This window comes from Paenibacillus sinopodophylli (assembly GCF_005930355.1).
GTDB lineage: Bacteria > Bacillota > Bacilli > Paenibacillales > Paenibacillaceae > Pristimantibacillus > Pristimantibacillus sinopodophylli.
In genome coordinates this window covers 54,545-74,939 of sequence record NZ_VDBO01000002.1, presented here as the reverse complement: position 1 = coordinate 74,939, position 20,395 = coordinate 54,545, and the positions used below count along the sequence as shown (strand labels likewise).

Below are 20,395 nucleotides of genomic sequence, written 5' to 3'. Positions count from 1 at the left end.
CTGCCCTTAGGAGTGGGCAGTCTGTCTGCGGATAGCTATAAGGCATGCTGCATAGAGATAGTCCCTCTCGTCTCAATGACAATACCAGACTCATTCGTGTGAAGCTCAGTACGAGCCCGCATGATGTGAGGCAAGACAGTTAACAAACGATCCCTTGTAATCGAATCATCGTAATTCCAAGAGCTGTCCGCCATATGGAATCGTCCTTCCTTCACGGCATCCAATGAACGCCATTTCGGATGGTTCATCAGCAAAACCGTATTCTGGTTGCTTGCCTTCTCGGGATCAACTAGCAGAAACAGTCGGTCACCGTCTAAATCTGCGAGTGCGTCAGCCGTAATCTGGCGGAAATCCTCCCCGTATCTGTGCAGCTCTAAAGCCGTGTTCGAAGGCTTGAAGCCATCCGGATGGTAAAGAGTTGCGGCAAATCCCGACTTTCCCATCATATAGAGCTGCCCCATATGCAGAAGCAGGACGGATGCTGTTTCTTCCGGTTTGATTTCCCCTGCTACATTCGCCCACATCTCCTCCCAACGTCTCTCATAATCCGAGATCCATTCTACCGCAGCCTCGCGCCTGCCCAACATATCCGCCACTGCAATCAACCGCTCAGTGAGCTGCAACGAGCTGTCAACAATTGTTGTTGGGGCAATTAAGCTGAGCTGTGTATGGTCACGGTGAAGCTTTGAGCCCAATATAATCAAATCGGGACGCAGCTCCTTAATTAATGCCGGATCACCCAATAAGCCAACATCGACTACACCATGAAGAAGGTCACTGAATACGACCTGACTGCCCATTACAGTAAGCTCTGCACCAACTGGCGTAATACCAAGCGTCAGCAGCTCTCCAAGCGCATAACCGGTAACGACGATCCGCAATGCGCTAGATGAGGGCACCACCGTCCGATACGGTGAAACGAGCTCCTCAGCCGGCGTTCTGCTCAGCCTGGCATACATGCCTGGCGGGATTCCGATTCGTTTCGTAAATCGTCTGTTGAAATAATATTCATCGTTGTAGCCGACCTGCCGTGCGATCTCCCTAAGCGGCTGCTCATTGCCTTCAAGCAGCTTTATAGCTTGCTCAATACGCAGGTCATTCAAGTATTCCAATGGTTTTCTTCCTATCGACGACTGGAATGCTGCGCTGTATTTCGATCGTTTCATCCCTGCCATTCGAGCTAGCTGCTCAACCGTTATAGGTTCCAGATAATGATTATTCAAATAACGAATTGTAATACGCAGCCTTTCCTCTTCTTCAACCGAGGCTAGCTTCACGGACTGCTCGTTGATCTCCAGCAGAATGCATATTAGCTCTTGCAGCAGGATTGTCTGACGCATCCGTTCAGCATCGCTTGCTACCTCCGTATATAGTCGAATCCGATTCATCGGGTCGAGGAATCGGGTGAAGGGAGCTACAAGAATCGGCTTATAATAAGGCCACTGCATATTAACAAGCGGAAGCGGCGCATTGCCTCCCCACCTGAATACGTCAAATGATAGAACAAAACCTTGTATCTCTGTCATACCCGCATGCCATTCGATCTCACTTCCAGGAGGAAGCAGCATGCATAAGCCCGCTTCCAACTTCCATTTGGTGTGTGAGATTTCATACATACCCTCCCCCGATGCGAAAGCAACAATGACATGCTTGTCACACCTGACTTTCAAGCTCTCCTGCTTCGGGCATAGGAGAGAACGAATGTCTGCCAGAGAAAACATCAGTGGTAACGACATATGGAATGGATAAAGCTGCATAGGATAACTGCCCCTAATTGAGAATTGTTATCAATATCTTATACAAAAAAGACAAGTGATTCAACTGTTTTGTTGAAATCACTTGTCTTTCATTCATTTATTCTATTCCCATGATCTTAGGAAGTTCATCCAAGAAGCGCTCCATCGTTATCGGATCGCTCGCATTCCAAGCGATACTTGCTGAATATGCATGTCCATTTTTCACAGCAGGAAGTGCTTTCCAAAGCGGGCTGTTAATAAGCTCCGTCGCTGCTTTCTCGTCTTCTGTTCCAGGCAAGCTAAGTAGAAACACATGATCTCCTGCAAAGTCAGGAAGTACTTCTCTTGAAATCAGGGAGAAAGGCTCTTTTTTGTCAATTAATGCTTGTATCTTATCACTTGCTTTGAAGCCTTCAGGCTGATACAAGGACATCGTTAAACTGAAGTGGCCCATGACATAGAAGTCGCCAGCTAAGCTTAAATATACACTTGCCGTTTCGCCATCCTTCAAGCCTATTTTTTCCCAAGTTGCCTTCGCTTTGCTCTCATAGCTTGTAATCCAATCCTCTGCAACCTGCTTCTTGCCAACGATATCTGCAAGCTCCCGAATACGGTCATACGTAACGGCATCTCTATTATAGATGACAGTAGGTGCTATCTTGGACATTTCTTCATATATCTTCTCATCATCAGGTCCACCATATCCCGCTTGTACGATTAGATCCGGTTCTATCTCAATGACCTTCTCCATGTTATGCGGATAGCCAATGTCTACTACTCCATCCAGTTCACTCTTATACACATAAGGCTCTCCGAGCCAATCATTACCTGCAGGCTTGATGCCAAGAGCCAACAAATCGCCGGGGATATCGCCAAGCAAAATGATTTTTTTCGGCTCTGTCGGGATTGTCACCTCATGCCCGCTGAAATCCTTATACAGGCGTGTTGCTGGTTGATTCGTATTCGGCTCAGCGGCTTCATCCTTCACATTCGAACCGCAAGCAGCTAGAACGCTGACCATTAGCAGTACGAAGATGATAAGAACAAGCTTAGTAGGTTTGTTGTACATAAATAAGACCCCTTTTTCGTATATATTGAGAACAGTTATCAATATATACGATTGGGAGAAGCAAAACAATGGATAAAAATAGACAAACCTTTTGTACAAAACATTATCTTATGATTGACGGTGCTGACAAATCGTTCTGTGATGCGCACGCAGTTGGTTCACGACTCACCACTGGTCTAGCTGACCTGCTTGCTTCATATACATAGACAAGCTAAATCCTCGTTTGTCCTAACCAATCTATTCAAAAAGGATGTGCTATCCACCCAATGGAGCATCAATTGCCAGCTATCTTCAACTATATTCTGCTGTTCGGTGTTGCTTTCTTCTGGACGATAACTTATGTTCTCGTTATTTATAGAGGGTTCAAGGATCAGTTCTGCGGCATGCCGCTGGCTTGTATCTGCGCTAACATCACATGGGAATTTCTGCTTACTTTCATCATGCCGTTTCATCCGCTGCAACAAATCGTAACGCTTATCTGGTTTCTACTAGACTGCATTATCTTGTTTCAGTTCCTCTACTATTCCAGAACCTCCTATGCCAAAAGCACGGTTCGTGCTGGCGTATTCGCTTTGCTTATTATAGCCTTCCTGCTCCATTACGGCATGGCCGTTGAATTTCATGACCACATGGCTATTTACTCTGCATTCGGTATTAATCTCATGATGTCCGTTCTCTTTATCCAAATGCTGCTGGCCAAAGGCCATCAAGGCCAGTCTCTGTCTATTGCATATTTCAAAATGATAGGTACCCTCTGCGCCTCGATTGTCTGCTATTTCCTACAGCCGCAATCGGTGCTGTTAATGATTATGTACGTACTAATCTTTGTTCTTGATATCGTTTATATTGCACTAATGTATAGAGGCTCCATTAAAACGGTTCTTAGGCCGGCAATAGCGGGCTAACCGTTGTAAGGTTGCAAACGTTTTGTGCAAACTAGTGCAATAAGCAAAGTCTCCTTACACAACTGTATTGCTTATAATCGTCAAAAAACCATTCTTAGCGGCATTAGAAAACAGCTGATTAATGGATTCTTTTGCCGTTTCACTAAACAAATACCATTCATCTGCGATAGCATCGTGAATTAAAACCTCTGGGCTCTCTGATATAGGTTTAGTTGCGCTTAAATTTGTTAATGTATAAATATCAAAACTTGATAATTGGTTGCCTTTATGATCTAAAAAATCATATTGCCCATATTTATAGTAGGTTCCAGTTTCGGTATGACTATTCCATGAATAGTTTGCAGGAGCTTCGATCCTTTCACCTTTGTTTTTGACAAAAATAGTATACATGGATTCGTTATATGCGTTCCCATTCAATTGCTGTACTACGCCACCCATAGTCATATGGTATTCATGCTGCATAGCTTTAACTTGAACACCATCTATAGAAAATGGTTTAGTATCGACCGTTACTGCAAATTTGCTGTAATTGACCTTGCATTCAAACGTCTCAGCAATAAAACGAAGTGGAACAAATACGCGATTGTTTTTCATGTATGGTTTTACATCCAGCAGTACGCTTTCACCGTTGTTCTCCGCAGTACTGCTGTCTAGTGTTAATATTACTTTCATATCACTCTTAGTAAGAATAACCTCAGAACTCGACCATTCGACGATAGCTCCTAAATTTTCACTTACCACTCGCAATGGTACCATTATACGATTATCTTTCAACTCGGGCTTCACATCGGTGGCAATAGCAACGCCGTCAATTTTAATTTGATTTTCTGCTGCATAAGCAGTTGACGAAGAAACAAATAAAAGGAATGCAAGAAAAACACCAAACCATGTTTTATTCATTAAAGACCGCTCCTTTTGGTTGCATTTGCTGGACAGCTGCTCTCGCTAGCGAGAATTCCGTCATTAAGTAAGATTAGGTGGATCAAATACTAACATACTCAAACTAAAGAAAAGTACAAACGATGCTACACTAAAAATAACGTATCTTGATTTTCTCATCTCTACTTTTCTGAATATCGCTTGATTGCTAACGATTAAAATAGCTAGAAATATAGCGATTGCAAACAGTGTAAGCGGGAGAAGTATAACGATTACACCTTCTTCCCCTCTACTATCAGATCCGTCATAATATCCGATCAAACAGCCGATTAAGTAGATACATGCTGCACCGATTTTAATGACGTATGGAAGCGTCTGTGCTAGAAGAGAATGAATAATCCCGCCAATTAGTAGATATAGTATTTTCATTTACCCTCCCCAATCCTCATTAAAGCATCAACCACAGTTAACAGATAACAATTTATCCATTTATTAGACGAGTAATAGTGTAATTAGTTGCAGGAATGCTATGATTTTTCGGATTATCTTCCTAAAACAAATCCTTTTGATGAAAGCAAAAAGAGAGAAGCCGTTTCTGCCTCTCTCTTTTCGCCGTTCAGATAGCTATGAGCCTAGCTGAACTATACCCTGAATTTTTTCAAAAACTGCACGGCTCTAATAATATCGGCTTCGGGATTCGTGCCAACCTCACGTTCAATTGTTAAATAGCCCTTATATCCAATATCAACCAGAGCCTGCAAATAGCTAGGCCAGTCTACGCTGCCTTCACCAAGAGGAACCTCACGAAAAAATTCGCCTGATTCCGCAGCTTCTGCTACCTTCTCATGATCTAACGGCTCATACCCCAGCGATCCGTAAATTTGACGCGGGTCCGACTCACGCAGACGCACGCCATCCTTCGCATGGGTATGAACGATATAATCACGCAGCGTATACACGCCTTGAACCGGATCATCCCCCGTCACCATAACAAGATTAGCCGGATCATAATTGACAGATACGCCCTTAGTACCAAGCCCATCGAGGAAATCCTTTAAGGTTGCTGCTGTCTCAGGTCCTGTCTCAATAGCGAAAAAGGCATTCATACTTTCGGCATAAGCACTTAACTCAGCACAAGCCAAATGCATCGCTTCGTAGATCTCACTATTTTTATCGCCAGGCACGACTCCAATATGAGTGGTCACAACGCTTGCCCCGAGCTCCACAGCCAGATCCAATATTTGCTTGGATTTAGCTATCTTCTCGGTATTAGACCGTTTGTCCTGGAAGCCGTGCCCGCCCAAATCACCAACTAACGCAGAGATTTCCAGTCCTAGAGAAACTATATAGGCTTTCCATTCCTGACGAGCAGCAGAAGTGAGCTTATCCGGAACGAAATCTCCTGAAGCAGCATGGATTTGTACCCCATCGGCTCCGACCTCTTTCGCCTTGAGCAAGCCCTCTTTCACTCCAACTCGAAAACTGTCCACAATAACTCCGATTTTGTTAGGAACATGAATCATAGGGTAATTTCCACGCCCTTCGCTGCTGACTCATAAATTCCGCATAAAATTTTCATTAGCTCCACTCCATCCTCCACCGGACTTAATGGCTGCTGTCCAGTCTGAACACATTCGATAAAATGATTGATTTCATTCTGAAATGCGGAATCAACGTCAAGACTGGCATGATCCACTTGCGGCACGATATTCAGGATTGTATGATGTTTCTCCGTTACCATAAGTAATGAAGGATCAATTTCGAAGCCGCCTTTGTCTCCATACAGCTTTACCGATCTTTCATCCTCTTTGATATGAAGGGAGAAGCTGACATCAACCATCATTGAAGCACCGTTGTCAAAACGGATCAAGGCATTTGCCAAATCCTCGACTGTATTCGTCTCCGGATCCCAGTCTGCTGCTTTGTAGAACGATAGATGCTGTATATCTGCGCGGTTACCGAGCTTTCGATACGTATTGCCGCTGACAGACTTCACCTTAGGCTTGCCCATCAGATACCAGCAAAGATCGATCATATGCACTCCGATGTCTATTAGCGGTCCGCCGCCCGAGCGCTCAATATCAGCAAACCAACCGCCAGGATTGCCCAGTCGACGCAGAGAAGAAGCCTTCGCATAATAGATTTCGCCAAATTCACCCTGATCTAGAAACGACCTTAACATTTGCACATTCGCATCATATCTGCGTACAAATCCAACCTGCAGCAGCCTCCCGCTGCGCTTCACCGCTTCCTGCACGAGCAAAGCTTCCTCAACCGTTTTGCATAACGGCTTCTCTACAAGCACATGCTTGCCGGCATCAAGCGCAGCAATACTAATTTCAGCATGTGACACATTCCAGGTGCACACGCTGACTGCATCGACTTCCCTATCCAAGAGCAGCTCCTGATAGCTTGAATAGATGGTAGAAGCACCATACTGTGCACCTTTGAGCCTTGCACGTTCCTCGTTTATATCACAAATGGCATAAATCTCTACATCCGGGTGGTTTCGATAAGCCTTTAAGTGTTCATCGGATATCGAGCCCGCACCAATTACGGCGATTTTCAGCTTCTTCATTTCTCTTGACTCCCTTAATCATGATCTATCCTTTAACACCTGTCCACGCCACCCCACGTTCAATCAGCTTCTGACAGCTGATGAACACAAGCAGCAGCGGAATCGTTGCGATTGCAAGTGTTGACATTACAATATGCGGCCCCATCGATTGATTACTCGTAAAGCTGTTTATGGCTACGGTTAGCGTCCAAACCTCTTCCTTGCGCCCCACAACGAGCGGCCACAAAAACTCATTCCATGTCGCCATAAACGACATAACGCCAATCGTTGTAAAAATAGGAATCGACAAAGGAATAACCATCGTAAAATAAATGCGGTACTCTGACGCCCCATCAATACGTGCAGCTTGCAGCAATTCACCGGGCAACTGGTCGAAAAAGCCTTTGAATAAAAAGATTGCGATTCCCCATGCAGAATGCGGCAGGATGATTCCCCATAGCGTATCTACCAGTCCCATCTGTTCGATGGTCAAGTACAAGGGGACAAGCACAGCAAATTCCGGAATCATAATCGTAGCTACAAAAAACATCGTCAAGCCTGCTCCCCATTTCTTGCTGACAAGCCTGGACAAAGCGTAGGATGCAGTACCGCCAATCAATATATGAAGCACAATTGTCACGACCGTAACGAATATACTGTTGCCAATATAAGTTTGTAAGCCAACTCCCGAATCAAGGCCCTTCGTCTTAAAGATAACCTTATAATTATCAAAAAAATGTGCCCAGCTGCCCACCTGATGCACGGCGAGCAATGATCCTTGCATGAAATTAGCCGTATCTAAATACTCGCCAAGTTGTGTGCTAAGGTTTTGATCGGCCATAATACCCTCACGCAAGTTCTGCGTCTCTGCCCCGTCCAAATCAACACCATCTGCATAAGTCTTAAATTCGGTATAACCCTTCGCACGAATGATCGGAAGCTTTACCTTTATCATCTCATCGGTAAAAACCTGAGCAGGGACGATTTCGGGTCTTCCCGCCGTGAATAGATAAGAAGGCGTTGTGGCCTCGAATATTTTGCGATCATCCTTCATCCCAATCACTTTCAATTCGCCAATCGCTTCATTCTGGAACTTCTTCCATGTATACCACGTCGCTTTGGCGGCCTCCCGCTCATAGAATTGCTCATCGGTCGCAGTCGTTCCGCTATAATCAATGATTATGGAGACAGCTTGCGGCAAAGAAGGTATCCATTTGGGTGGAAGAGAGTAGATAGACTTTCCATCTTTAAGTGACGAACTGAGCATCCAGGCCATCGGAATCAAACTGACGGCAATAAATAGGATTGTGATGATATAAGCTGCCAGCTTAAGACTGCCTGCGCCTTTCTCGCGAATTCGATTGGATTTCATGTTGTAGCTCTCCTTTCCTCCCCTATTGGGTCTGATCCTTAGATAACCGCAGCTGTACCATAGTGATGGCTGCTATTAACACAAACATGATTAAAGAAATAGCACCTGCTAGACCAAAGCGATAAGATTGGAATGCATAATCAAATACAAGCATCGTCAGTACACGCGTGCTATCAACAGGACCGCCTCCGGTCATAATGTACATGGGTTCGAACGATAGAAATACAGCAGCAATAAATGCAACGAATTGAATGCCAATGATGAATCGGAGTCCTGGGAATATCACGCTTAGGATACGCTGCCAAGGATTCGCTCCATCAATTTTAGCCGCCTCAACCGTTTCTTCCGGTATGCTTCTTAATGCTGAATAATAGATCAGCACATTGATGCCGCCGCCCAACATACTCGGGATAACAATCGCCAGCTTGGCAATTGCCGGATCGCTTAACCAGTTATAAGGTCCAAGCCCAACAAGGGCTAGCCACTCGTTTAGAAGTCCGTAATCGGGATTATATATCCACTTCCAGAGCACCAATCCAGCTACAGCCGGAACCGCTGCAGGAAGCAAATATAGAACACGGAATAGCGAATTGTTACGATGAATTTCATTTAGAAATAGTGCTTGCACGATCGGCACCCAGAAGGTCAGACCGATATATAACGCGCTGAACGCAAGTGTGTTGCCAAATGCCGTCCAAAATACAGAAGATTTAAACAACAATACATAGTTGCCCAGCCCTAAAAAGTTGCCAGGAGGATTCATCAGACTATAATCAAAAAAGCTCATATATACGGCCCGTAACAACGGAATATACTTAAACATTAAGAAAGCAACTATGGCAGGCGTTAGAAAAAAAATCGCTATCCAATTGAGTTTGCGGCGTTTACGCGGCGGCTTAAGCAACAAAGCCTTAGTTTGCGACGGTATGTCCAGCTTGATTACCTCCGTTAAATAAATTCCTCAGGAAATAGTTGAACGAGTAGCATAAGCTGTCTGTCCGTTACAATTCCTGAGGAAATATTCGAGACTTTACTCTTTATTCCTTAATCTCCTTGTTATACGGATCAGCGACTTCCTTCTGCGCCAATTTCTCTGCAGCCGTCAGTTCAGTTAGCGGATCAGCATTCTCATCTGTTAATACTTTCTGGATCGCTTTCACGACATAGCTTCCCAGGCGTTCCTTCAGAAAGTACTCCAGTTGCACGTTTTCCGCTGTTTTCGTTACGCTGCTCACCAGATCTGCAGGCACATTACTTGAAAACTGCGATGCATCAACGTCCTTGCGGACGGACAGCAGGTTAGGCAGAATACCATTTTCAGACTGGAACTTCAACATTTTCTCAAGCGATTCTTTGGAATTTCTGAATGCCACATAAGTTAGTGCCGCATCCTGCCTCTCTTTCGGCACCTTCGGATTCACAATCCAATATTGTCCACCTGTTTGCGAAGGCGCAACGCCGGCAGGTCCAACCGGATATGGTGCAAACCCGATATCGTTCAGATCCATTCCACCTTGTACAACTCCCGCAAACCAGTCAGAGGCAGATAGGATCATTCCTACACGTCCCAAGAAGAAGTCCTTCTGATTATCCCCGATGTCCTGTACGATATTTTTCTGAACAACCTTATGCTTCCACTTTAGATCCTTATAGAATTGCAGCGCGGTTACAGCCGGCTGCTTGCTAAAGTCTAGTGTGACCGAACCGTCCTCATTCTTGGTTGTGAGATCCCCACCAGCTTGCCACACATAATACTCAAACCACCAATCTGCCCAATCCATGCCAAGCAAAGCGTAACCGTATTGATTTTTGTCCGGAATGGTCAGTTTTTTCGCATAATCAACAAATTCATCCCAGTTGGCAGGCGCTTTATTCGGATCCAGTCCCGCTTCTTGAAATAGCTTCTTATTGTACAGGAGCCCCATGGTGTACATATTATTCGGAATGCCATAGATTTTCCCATCAATCGTTCCAGCTGCCATGGCCGAAGGGAGGTACTGGTCTTTGTCCGCATATGTCTCCCAGAAGGACGTCAGATCTAGAGCAAAGCCCTGCTTTGCCCAATCGCTCATAATCGGAAAGTAAGCCGAAGCGTAGGCATCCGGACCGTTCCCGCCGGCCATCGAAGTAACGAATACTTCCCGGTCATTGTTTCCTGCAGGCTGAACCTCATGCTTTACCTTAATATGAGGATACTTCTCCTCAAACTCCGCAAAAATTTCATCATAGACTGGCTTTAAAATGTCATCTGGCTTCGCTTTATCCCAGACGGTAATTTCTATCGTTTCTTGTTTGACTGCGCTTTCATTTGTGGTGCTTTCCGTTGCTTTTTCTGACTGCTCCGGAGCTGCCGTCCCTCCGTTTGAATTGCCCCCTTGACTACACGCCGTCATAATAAGCATTATCGCCATCACGATGATAATGCCAAATCGTTTCGTTAAAACCCTTGGTTTACCGTGCATCCCATTACCTCCTCTGTATTGTGTACTTCCTTATCATAAGGGGTTCCAGAAGGGGAAAAAATCAATATATTAACCATTCCATTTTCGATTTCTTAACACGATGCGAGAATATTCTCACGGTATTTCTTAGGAGATATTCCGTACAACTTGCGAAAAACACTGCTGAAATAAGCATGGCTGTCATAACCGACAATGCCTGCAATTTGTGCTAGCTTCAGATCTACATTGGACATTAGCCGAATGGCATGACTCAACCGCACCTGCGTAAGATAATTGTTGAAGTTTTCACCGCTGCGTATTTTAAACAGCTTGCAGAAGTAGTTGGGATGAATAAAGTAATGATCCGCCACCCATGACAGCGTAATATTTTCATAATAATGATGATCAATGTAATGCTTCACTTCATCAATCACATCATCATGCAATGCCGCCTTATCATCTGGGATAAGCAGCATAACGGTACGCGCCGTTTGGAAAAGCGCATCCTTTGCTGCCTGCCAAGAACGACAGGATAATAGAACTTCAATAAAATGCTGCTGCTCATTCAGAATAAGCTCGCTAGGGTCGATATACTCGCTTAGAACACTTCTTAGCATAGAATAGATATGCATAGACAGTTTCTCAAAGTCTAAATAACCTTGCTCGGGTAAACTGTACAAACCTTCATACTGCTGTTCCAGCCATCTGCTGATGCGCTCTTCATCTTTGTTTTGCAATAATTTTGCAAATACCATTTCCTGATCAACTGCAATAATCGATGCTCCTGAAGCTCGTTCCTTGGAAGCAGACATACGAAGCGCAGAATAGGAATACACTTTTCCTGTTCCATGCAAAACCTCTCCCCGCACTGCCATTCGAGCTTGTTCATAGGCATTCTTCAAGCTTGCGTCAGGCGCATTCGAATTACTGATGCCGACTGCTGCTTCCAGTTGCAGATACTGGCGCAAAGCATCAAGAGCTTGATTCGCAATATGGGGAAAGTCATGGCTGTTCCCTCTTCCCCTTGTCGGGAGAACGGCAATCATTTCGTCAGAATGATAGGTGTGCCGGAATGCAAGGCCATTATGACCAGATTGAACGAGCAATTGCTCAACTATATTTTGCACACCGAACCAGATCAGCTGCTCGTCCTCTATATGAAACCCTTCATGAGGAAAGGTAAACGGACGTACGCGAATAACAAATAAAGTAAAGTCCGAGGTTTGCAAACGCTTGATCTGGGCCAGTTCTTCATGATCATGCCGTTCGCGAGCTTCTTCCTGAATTCTTCTTGTCAGCATACGCTCACGCTGCACCATCCTGTTCGCCTCGTAATGTTTGAGCAACAAGCTGCGGTAATCCTGTTCACTGTCTTTGGCCAAGAAATGTGCTTTCAACTTCTCCAGCACTTCCATCAATTCCTGTGCATTTAGCGGCTTCAGCAAATAATGAACAACCCCGAAGTTCATAGCTCTTCTTGCATATTGAAAATCATCATACCCACTAATGACAACGAATTGAATGTTAGCATCTATCTGTCTCACCCGTTCCAACAGCATGAGACCATCCATCACAGGCATTCGAATATCAGTCAGCACGATGTCTGGTTTTTTGTCTTGAATTTGCTGGAGTGCGTCCTGTCCGTCGGCCGCATCACCGACACATTCCAGCTGCATGGCTTGCCAGTTTATTTTGCAGAAAATACCTTTTCTCATGAATGGCTCGTCATCAACGATCAGCACTTTCAGCATCTTCTTCACCCCTCATTACATTTAATGGCACAACGAAAGAAACGGACGTGCCAACCCCATACTCGCTATCAATGGTTAAGCCGGCTTTTTCCCCGCAGAACAGCTTTAATCGCTGATTAACATTTTGCAAACCGATGGATACCCGATCTTTATTCAAGGGCTGAGCCTGTTTATAGTTGTAGGTATCCTGCATCATTTCCCTGATTTCTTGCAGCCGCCCGGGCTCAATTCCGTTTCCATTATCGCTAATTTGAATAAATACCCACTGTCTATCGAGTGCTCTGGCCATAATGGTAATCATTCCTCCCTGCTGGATATGCTCTATGCCATGCTTGAAAGTATTCTCGATGATAGGCTGTAAAATCAGCTTGGGCAGCCGAATTTGCTCCAGCTCAGGCTCCACGTCACATGTATAAGAAAACCGATCTTCGTAACGAATTTGTTGAATAGACAAATATAGCCGTACCTGATGAATCTCTTCACGCAAAGTGGCATATTGACCTCCGCTAATGTTGTAGCGGAACATCCCGCCCAGCGATTGGCTAATAAAGCTGATCGCTGTGTTACCATCGATGGCAGCAATAGCATCAATCGTACCCAGCGCATTGTAAAGGAAATGAGGGTTAATCTGGGTTTGCAGAGAAATCCATTCAGCATCCCTTTTAAGCAGATTAGCCTCCATATTTTTCTGAACCAATCTGTCGATCTTCTGTATCATCCGGTTAAAGCTAACGCCAAGAAAGCCGATTTCATCATAAGTGTGAATCGGTACCGAAACGTTGAAATTACCCATCTCTACCCGTTTCATATGGCGGCGAAGCCTATGAATGGGCTTAATCATCCTACTTGAAATGAAATACGAGGCCAGCATGGCAGCCAACAGGCTAATAATGCCGATTATAATCGCATCATTGCGAACCTGCTTGACATCCGCCAATATCGTATTAAGGGGTATTTTTCCAACCAGCATCATTTCATGGTTATTGAATTTACGATATATGGTGACGTATTGCTTGCCATTCACAACCATTTCCCCTTGACCCTTTATGCCCGGAAAATCATTAATCGAGAACTCTTGATCATGCAGTATCGAGCGTCCAATCATCTGATCATCCTCACTGGCAATAATGTTTCTATCGCCATCGACGATACTGAAGTTGTGAAGTCCATTCGGATCCATATCAGCCAAAGCTTTTTTCAACACCTTCCCCCGCATATCAATACGCATGACGCCAACTAGCTTTTGGCTGTAGGTGTTGAGTTTTTTGAGCGGCTGTATGTAACTAAGTGTATACTCAGGCTCCTGCAAATCTTCCGGTACCGTTCGCCCTACATGCCACTGCGGTGTGCTGTCATCCTGATTGATTAAACGAAACAACGTCTCCTTCTCCTGCTTCATTAGACTTTCATAATCAAAATCGCTTCTTTTCCCCTCCAAATCTGCAATATTTCTTTCTCCACTATTAAATTGATGGCCCTGCTCATCATAGATAGCAATAATAGAAATTTGATCATTTCTAAGCCGTGTCATATGAATCTTGGATTGATAAAGGATCTCTTTTGTCGTATCCACTGACATATCTGCGAGAAACTGCTGCAGCCCTGAATCCGTAAAGAAAGCCCACGCTTCATTCTGAATACCGCTCATCTGCAGCTCAAGCCTCTCCACCGTCTGATCAGCCAGCTTCTCTATGTTCGCGAGTGTATTTCTCTCTACGCTCACAGACATCTGATGATAATAAACCATACCGGATATAAATATAGCCAAATAAGCAACACCGAAAAAAGAGAGAATCAGCTTAGCCCTAAAACTGTGCTGAATCCATTTCCATAGCTTTGATATGGGCTTCCAACTGTTATCCAACATATCCCCTCCTTATGTAACGCATGTTCTCTGCTGCTCTATTTCCCTTGTTCCTGTGAAGATTCCTTCTACTATAGCAAAATATATTTGTGATTGATGTCATTTTCAACGCATGAAAACCCGGACCGACTTACCAAGGTTGGCAAGAGGTCCGGGTCTATCAAATTATGGTTTCAGATCGAGCATTCTTATAAGTAGAACGATCCCTTCCGCTCTTGTAGCCTTAGCAGTAGGCGCTAATTGATTACCCTGTTTCCCACGTAGCAATCCATTATTTACAGCCGCAGACACGGCCTCCGTAGCCCAAGTCGGAATGTCCTTGGCATCGCCAAAGATCAATTCTGCGTCTGCATCGGTCTCCAAACGGATCGCCCTAGCGATAATAACAGCTATTTCTGCACGACTAATCTGCTGGTTAGGTCGGAATGTCTGATCTTCATAGCCTTTGATTAAGCCTGCCTCGACTACGTTTCCGACAATTCCTGCTGCCCATGCCGGTATTTGAGCGCTATCAGTAAAGGCAACCTCCGAGTTGCTCCCTTCCAGCTTTAACGCACGAGCCAGCATTGTAACGAACTCGGCGCGTGTAATGAGGCCGTTCGGTCGGAATGTCCCGTCAGAATAACCCTGAACAATACCAAGCTCTACCCCCTTCTCGATCTGCCCCTTAGCCCAGTGAGTTTGAACATCCTTGAAGGTTACTTTCCCAAGGTTCAGAGTTCCCCCTTCGGCATTGCCCGTCTCCGTTGTTTCTGCGCCGTTATTATTGCCGCCAGTACCCGGCTGCGAAGGATTCTGATTCTCTTCGTCGGGAAGTTCAATCGACAGCAGATACGGTACTAACGGTGTTACTGCCATAGGCTCCGCTGTCACACTCTTTCCGCTGATCAAATCTGTCCATATTGTCGTTCTTAACCCATTAACCATAATGTAAGCTTCCTTCGGCAACGATGTGTAGTTGACGATATTAACAAGCAGCTTGCCATCATACTTGACACTACGCCATTCCGTGCCTTGAATCGGTTCATCGGTCTCTGCATCGATGAGCATGACATCAATCATACCGGAGGCTGTGAAGCTCGGAAGCAATACATTCCTAATGCCTTCTGATGAGGTATCCGTAGGAATAAGTATCGTATTGCTGCTGCCCATCAACGCACTGCGGACGACATCCTGCAAAAGCTGATTACGCTCATCAAATTTCAAAGAGTTATTGCCAATGATCACCACTTTACGCCCATCCTCGGCATAATCACGAATCGCCGCCAAAGTCTCTTCGTTCACATGCGTCGCTTCAGGTATAATCAAATATTTGTACGGCTGTGAGCGCCCTTCTTTTAGCTGCTTTTCCGAAAGAAAGCCTACTTTTAGTCCGCTTAAACTAATTGCTTCATATGCTTCTGTTACCGCGGAGTAGTATTTCGGTGCGAAGACCGCTGAAGGAATCGAGTACAGTATGGCAACTTCTGCTTGATCCTCCTGAAGAGCGGTTACTTCATAGGCAAGACGATTTAAGTCTAAGTTTGTCTTGCCTACGGCCGCCACAACATCCGGACGATGTAAAATACTTCCGTAGAAATCGCTTGTCGTGTTATTGCTTCGTTCCCATGACCATATTGTTGTAGCTGATTGACCATGAACAGCATCCTGCCACAGCACGGAACGAACGTGATTCGCTTGCTCCGGGATGTATAGCTTGTCGCCGTCACGGATGACATGATTCTCAGAGTTAAACACAGGTGCTTTCTTAAATGAAGTTTGCATATCATAAAATTTCAGTTCGCTCAAGAAGCCATCTTTTCCTTGACCCCAATAATTGGAGTTGTCATTTCCGTTGATTTGGCTGAGTTCGCTGAACTGCTCCGGATCAGTTCCCCATGTTAATTGTTTGGTTGAATCTACCGATGTGTCCATAACCTTCGAATGAATCGGTATGTTCGCGTCGATCTCGTGGATGATTCCAGCCATCCAGCTATGCCAATCAGAGAACAACTTATTGTTGAATATCACCCAATCATAAAACTGTGGTGTTGGCTCCGCGTGAAGCGGTACAGCTTTCGAGTGTGGAGGCATACCGACTTCGTCAAATGAAACATAGTTTGTTCCGTATATTTGGTTCAACGCGCCTATATCGCCTTCATAAATTTCCGACAAATAAGTATGCCATTTCGGTAGATTAATTGGATCTACCGCAGAAAAATAGGCAGGTTCATTCGATATTGTAATACTATGCAACGACGGATAATCTTTAACGAGCGGTATGATCGTTCGTAAGTAGGTTTCCATTATTTCTCTAGCCTTCGGAGCATCAATGTCAAATTTAATCCAGCCCTCACCGTTAGTCTTTAGTTCAGGCCACTTTTCCAATGCCCATGCAGGGAAATAATGCGGCGATAACAATAAATTGACGGCTATGTTATGATCGCTGGCATTTTGCAGTACTCGCTGAATATCATTTTTGATCGCTGCAGTGGATATGTTATAATCTTCTCCCGCATCAGTTGCTGCATTGTTCTCAAAGCCCGGATCCGTCAATAAATTAACCGTGCTTCCCTGAGCGGTCATACTAACATCATCGATCCAGACCTTTCCAATCTCATTCTCTGATAAAATAACAAACGGGAATGACGTTTCATTTGCTCCGGTCGTATATTCATAGGTAATCTCGGTCCAATCATACGTTCCTGAAGGGAACATCATTCGATAATCCCAGTTCTTTCCTCCAGGGAACCAGACATCCTTCACATGCTGACCTTTCACCCATGCACTGAACTCGTATGTCGTGTTCGGTTTCACCGTGATGTTCTGCATCACACTTATATATTTATTAGGGCTAAGAGGTGTACTGTTCGTAAGGAGAAGCGCTGCTTCACCAGAATGATACACATCCCAATCAGCCTTGGCTTTCGCCTGTACGCCGTTTGTCGCATTGACCGTCCATCCATATAAGGAATCAGCCGCTCGTATCACACTGTCAGGCCCAATTTCAATCTGAACAATATTGGTTCCGTATCCCTCGAATTGCGGAATATCCTGCCTGACTTGTTCGAAATGTCCGTAGCCTGTGAAAAAGACGGGTCGTTGCTCTGTTTGGCTAGTCGTTGAATCGAACGTATTCGCAATGAAGGAATAATTATGAATGGTCGGCCGCTGTAAGCCAGTCATGTAGCGCGGAACAAGCTTTGAGTGCTTGCTTCCATCTATATAGCCTTGCAAATTTCCTACAGCTTCGTCATAAAGCTTATCCAATTGCTCGATCACGTAAAAGGAACGTTCAAGCATGCCGTTCGCCGCATCTTCTTTGCCATATTCGATGAAGTTGCGAATAACCGTTGCATTCACTTGTTCATAATCTGTAGGAATTTGGAGCTCCTTAGCCTCTAGCAACAAATTTTCCAATATCGGCATCTTAGCTGCCAATTCATCGAACTGTGCATGGTCAACCTTAAGTGTCAAGGTCTCACTTTTACTTATACCGCTAGCCGCTTCATAGACAGCAACCGTTATAGGGTAGATTCCCGGCTCCGAACGTGTAATTTCGATCTTTTTCTTCAACACCGTTTGTGCCGGAATCGTAATCGTACGATCCAAACCAAGCTCTGACGAATTCAAATTTAACGTGATTTCATGATCACTATAGTTCGGAATTTGCAGTACATACATGGATGTTTCGTCTCTAGAGAGCACCACTTTTCCATCGAACCAAATGCCCCAGCCCTCATTTTGCTGAACGAGATCAAGAACTGCGAAGCGACTAGCATCTTTGCCGTTGCCTATGCCTCCAGTCCACTCGATCCATCCTCTTCGTCCGTTACCGTCGTTATCATTAACTAACAGCTCCGCTCTGAAGCGATGGTCTGGTTTTCCTGCAGCAAATATCGCCTTCCACGGAATCTTCGCTTCATAGGACGTCACGTTCAAACTCCGTACAGAATGGAACACAACCGCTTCCTTATCTAGTGATGCGTTCCCGTTGCTCCAGCGCCAAATATCTGGCTGGCCATTCACAAGAGCAAATCCATATTCCGGACCGTACGAATTGCCATCCTGACTAAAGGCAATTTGAACGCTGTCCCCCATCCAAATCCCGTCACCGGCAACAGCTTCGTGGATGTTATCTTTCACTGCGACGCTTACATATAAGGCATCTTGGTCATAAGCAAATTTTGCATTGGCGGATAAATCGTCCTTGCCGGACCATCCGTCGACTATGACTTGACGGTTATTATCCGAAGGCAGCGAAATACCTGTAAAGCTGTCCCATTCATCCAGCAGCCCATTCATTTCCATTCCCTCAGTCGCATTGAATACGCTTGCATATTTCCCGCTGCCAAGCGTGCTATCAAAGTGGTTTAAGCTTATGAATGTCTCGCCTGCCGTATCCGTTCCTAACGTATAGGCATAATCGGAAACCGCACTATCTACCAAGTCTGTTGCAGTAGCGTAAGCCCTAATCAACATGGCTTTGTCCACAATGATGGGCTGACTATAAGTTGTCCGCGTTCCCGAATTCCTCGGGTCTGTGCCATCAACCGTGTAGTATATCGTTGAATCTAAAGTCTCTGAAGATAGTTGAACCGCAGAGTTAAGGGATACCTCTCCTACCTGATCAGCCATTACCTGCTTCACTTGCATCGGAATCAAGCTTCGCATGTTATCCAATAAGTAAGTCACGCTTGTACGTCCTTCGAGATCTGACTTGCTGTGTATGAATAAATTAATCATACTGATCTGATCCTTTGGAATGCTTATCGAAGCCAAGTCAATTTCCACTGTATTCCACTGATTAGCAATCAATTGCTCAAGCGCACTTTCGTAGACCACTCCAGAATCACCTGAAATTTTCAGTGTAAGCGGCTCGTCTGCACCAGCCGTTTGAGACATCGGATAGATATCTATCAACAGCTTGTCTACCTTGGCAAGATTAAGCTTCGGCACCGGATTCCAATAAAAATTAATATAACCGTCTGCCTCAGAATGAACATTATAGGTTATACGGGCTGACTGAGTCCCTTCGGTGAGATAGGTATTCTCTATTTCCACCGCTGCATTGCCTGCTGCAGAGCTGTCTCCCGTCCATTCTGATAGGTGATTGAAACCATTTATAGCTTCACTTTGCAGTTGCTTCTCGAACCCTGCATTCTGCAGCAGATTCACACCTGAGCCTGACTTGACCATAGACAGATCATCAAACCAGACAGAATCCGTCGTATTTTCCGTAAGAATTCGGAAATCAAAGGAATGTTCATTGCTGCCAGTCGTATAGCTTGTTGTCACTTGCTGCCAGTCATAGCTTCCTGCTGGTACGCCTTGCTGCAGCGACCAGCCTGGAGCTCCACCGAACCAAGTATTGTTTACATTCATTCCCTTAACCCATACAGAGAGCACATAATCCGTATTCGGTTCGACTGATACGGCTTGTGAAGCCGTAAAATAGACATTAGCCGATAATGGAGACTCATTCGTTAATCTTAGTGAATGTCCTCCTAAGTGGTACTCATTCGAATCGATGGCATAGCTGCTAACAACACCGCCGCTCCCATGAAATGACCAATTGGTAACAGTAGGATTACCTTCTTCACTTGCCCATACCTTGCTCGAACGCGTTCCTAAAGATAGTACGGTCAGAGTGAATATCAAAATTGCTGCAAGATGAATAATTCCAACTTTTTTCCACATGACTTTTCCTCCCTTATCATTTGTGTTACTGCAACCAGGTAAGTAAGCTTATTATAATTTTGGAGGAAAACATTACATATGAAATAATTAAGAAGTTAGTTTCACTTTTTTAACTGTCTCTTCTAAAATAAAAGGAAGGTCT

Annotated in this window: 12 protein-coding genes; 1 reads left to right on the top strand and 11 read right to left on the bottom strand. The window is 44.8% G+C overall.

Annotated elements, in window-relative coordinates; genetic code table 11:
* Nucleotides 1-35: 35 nt before the first annotated feature.
* Both FGT79_RS12240 and FGT79_RS12235 read right to left on the bottom strand, forming a co-directional pair.
* The gene (locus FGT79_RS12240) at nucleotides 36-1,757 is read right to left on the bottom strand and encodes an AraC family transcriptional regulator (RefSeq protein WP_138753108.1); all 1,722 of its coding nucleotides are present in this window, start codon (nucleotides 1,755-1,757) and stop codon (nucleotides 36-38) included.
* Between the two features lie 97 nt (nucleotides 1,758-1,854).
* Nucleotides 1,855-2,805, bottom strand: coding sequence for an ABC transporter substrate-binding protein (locus tag FGT79_RS12235; protein WP_138753107.1), 951 nt, complete (start codon nucleotides 2,803-2,805; stop codon nucleotides 1,855-1,857).
* Nucleotides 2,806-3,071: 266 nt separating this feature from the next.
* Between FGT79_RS12235 and FGT79_RS12230 the strand changes: the two genes are divergently transcribed.
* Nucleotides 3,072-3,710, top strand: a complete 639-nt coding sequence (locus tag FGT79_RS12230) for a transmembrane-type terpene cyclase (protein ID WP_138753106.1) — start codon at nucleotides 3,072-3,074, stop codon at nucleotides 3,708-3,710.
* 54 nt (nucleotides 3,711-3,764) lie between these two features.
* Here the strand turns inward: FGT79_RS12230 and FGT79_RS12225 are convergent, their stop codons facing one another.
* From FGT79_RS12225 to FGT79_RS12185, 9 genes are all read right to left on the bottom strand, one after another.
* A complete protein-coding gene (locus tag FGT79_RS12225; protein ID WP_138753105.1) occupies nucleotides 3,765-4,610 on the bottom strand; it encodes a copper amine oxidase N-terminal domain-containing protein in 846 nt (281 codons plus the stop codon).
* A 620-nt stretch (nucleotides 4,611-5,230) separates the two neighbouring features.
* Entirely contained in the window at nucleotides 5,231-6,112 is an 882-nt protein-coding gene (locus FGT79_RS12220) for a sugar phosphate isomerase/epimerase family protein (RefSeq protein WP_138753104.1), read from the bottom strand.
* On the bottom strand, nucleotides 6,109-7,167 hold the full coding sequence (locus tag FGT79_RS12215; protein ID WP_138753103.1) for a Gfo/Idh/MocA family protein: 1,059 nt from the start codon (nucleotides 7,165-7,167) through the stop codon (nucleotides 6,109-6,111). Before FGT79_RS12215 ends, FGT79_RS12220 begins: the two co-directional genes overlap by 4 nt.
* A gap of 25 nt (nucleotides 7,168-7,192) precedes the next feature.
* Nucleotides 7,193-8,518, bottom strand: coding sequence for a carbohydrate ABC transporter permease (locus FGT79_RS12210; RefSeq protein ID WP_138753102.1), 1,326 nt, complete (start codon nucleotides 8,516-8,518; stop codon nucleotides 7,193-7,195).
* 22 nt (nucleotides 8,519-8,540) lie between these two features.
* Nucleotides 8,541-9,305, bottom strand: coding sequence for a carbohydrate ABC transporter permease (locus FGT79_RS12205; RefSeq protein ID WP_246096394.1), 765 nt, complete (start codon nucleotides 9,303-9,305; stop codon nucleotides 8,541-8,543).
* A gap of 250 nt (nucleotides 9,306-9,555) precedes the next feature.
* Nucleotides 9,556-10,980, bottom strand: a complete 1,425-nt coding sequence (locus tag FGT79_RS12200) for an extracellular solute-binding protein (RefSeq protein ID WP_138753100.1) — start codon at nucleotides 10,978-10,980, stop codon at nucleotides 9,556-9,558.
* Nucleotides 10,981-11,072: 92 nt separating this feature from the next.
* A complete protein-coding gene (locus FGT79_RS12195; protein ID WP_138753099.1) occupies nucleotides 11,073-12,710 on the bottom strand; it encodes a response regulator in 1,638 nt (545 codons plus the stop codon).
* Nucleotides 12,688-14,577, bottom strand: a complete 1,890-nt coding sequence (locus FGT79_RS12190; RefSeq protein WP_138753098.1) for a cache domain-containing sensor histidine kinase — start codon at nucleotides 14,575-14,577, stop codon at nucleotides 12,688-12,690. The genes FGT79_RS12195 and FGT79_RS12190 overlap by 23 nt, the downstream gene beginning before the upstream one ends.
* A gap of 162 nt (nucleotides 14,578-14,739) precedes the next feature.
* Nucleotides 14,740-20,253 (bottom strand): S-layer homology domain-containing protein, encoded by a 5,514-nt coding sequence (locus tag FGT79_RS12185; RefSeq protein WP_138753097.1) that lies wholly within the window; start codon nucleotides 20,251-20,253, stop codon nucleotides 14,740-14,742.
* Nucleotides 20,254-20,395 lie beyond the last annotated feature (142 nt).

What these genes read in the sequence shown, in the direction of transcription:
- FGT79_RS12240 (WP_138753108.1), bottom strand. Translation starts at nt 1,757, where the DNA reads ATGCAGCTTTATCCATTCCATATGTCGTTACCACTGATGTTTTCTCTG.
- FGT79_RS12235 (WP_138753107.1), bottom strand. Translation starts at nt 2,805, where the DNA reads ATGTACAACAAACCTACTAAGCTTGTTCTTATCATCTTCGTACTGCTA.
- FGT79_RS12230 (WP_138753106.1), top strand. Translation starts at nt 3,072, where the DNA reads ATGGAGCATCAATTGCCAGCTATCTTCAACTATATTCTGCTGTTCGGT.
- FGT79_RS12225 (WP_138753105.1), bottom strand. Translation starts at nt 4,610, where the DNA reads ATGAATAAAACATGGTTTGGTGTTTTTCTTGCATTCCTTTTATTTGTT.
- FGT79_RS12220 (WP_138753104.1), bottom strand. Translation starts at nt 6,112, where the DNA reads ATGATTCATGTTCCTAACAAAATCGGAGTTATTGTGGACAGTTTTCGA.
- FGT79_RS12215 (WP_138753103.1), bottom strand. Translation starts at nt 7,167, where the DNA reads ATGAAGAAGCTGAAAATCGCCGTAATTGGTGCGGGCTCGATATCCGAT.
- FGT79_RS12210 (WP_138753102.1), bottom strand. Translation starts at nt 8,518, where the DNA reads ATGAAATCCAATCGAATTCGCGAGAAAGGCGCAGGCAGTCTTAAGCTG.
- FGT79_RS12205 (WP_246096394.1), bottom strand. Translation starts at nt 9,305, where the DNA reads ATGAGCTTTTTTGATTATAGTCTGATGAATCCTCCTGGCAACTTTTTA.
- FGT79_RS12200 (WP_138753100.1), bottom strand. Translation starts at nt 10,980, where the DNA reads ATGCACGGTAAACCAAGGGTTTTAACGAAACGATTTGGCATTATCATC.
- FGT79_RS12195 (WP_138753099.1), bottom strand. Translation starts at nt 12,710, where the DNA reads ATGCTGAAAGTGCTGATCGTTGATGACGAGCCATTCATGAGAAAAGGT.
- FGT79_RS12190 (WP_138753098.1), bottom strand. Translation starts at nt 14,577, where the DNA reads ATGTTGGATAACAGTTGGAAGCCCATATCAAAGCTATGGAAATGGATT.
- FGT79_RS12185 (WP_138753097.1), bottom strand. Translation starts at nt 20,253, where the DNA reads ATGTGGAAAAAAGTTGGAATTATTCATCTTGCAGCAATTTTGATATTC.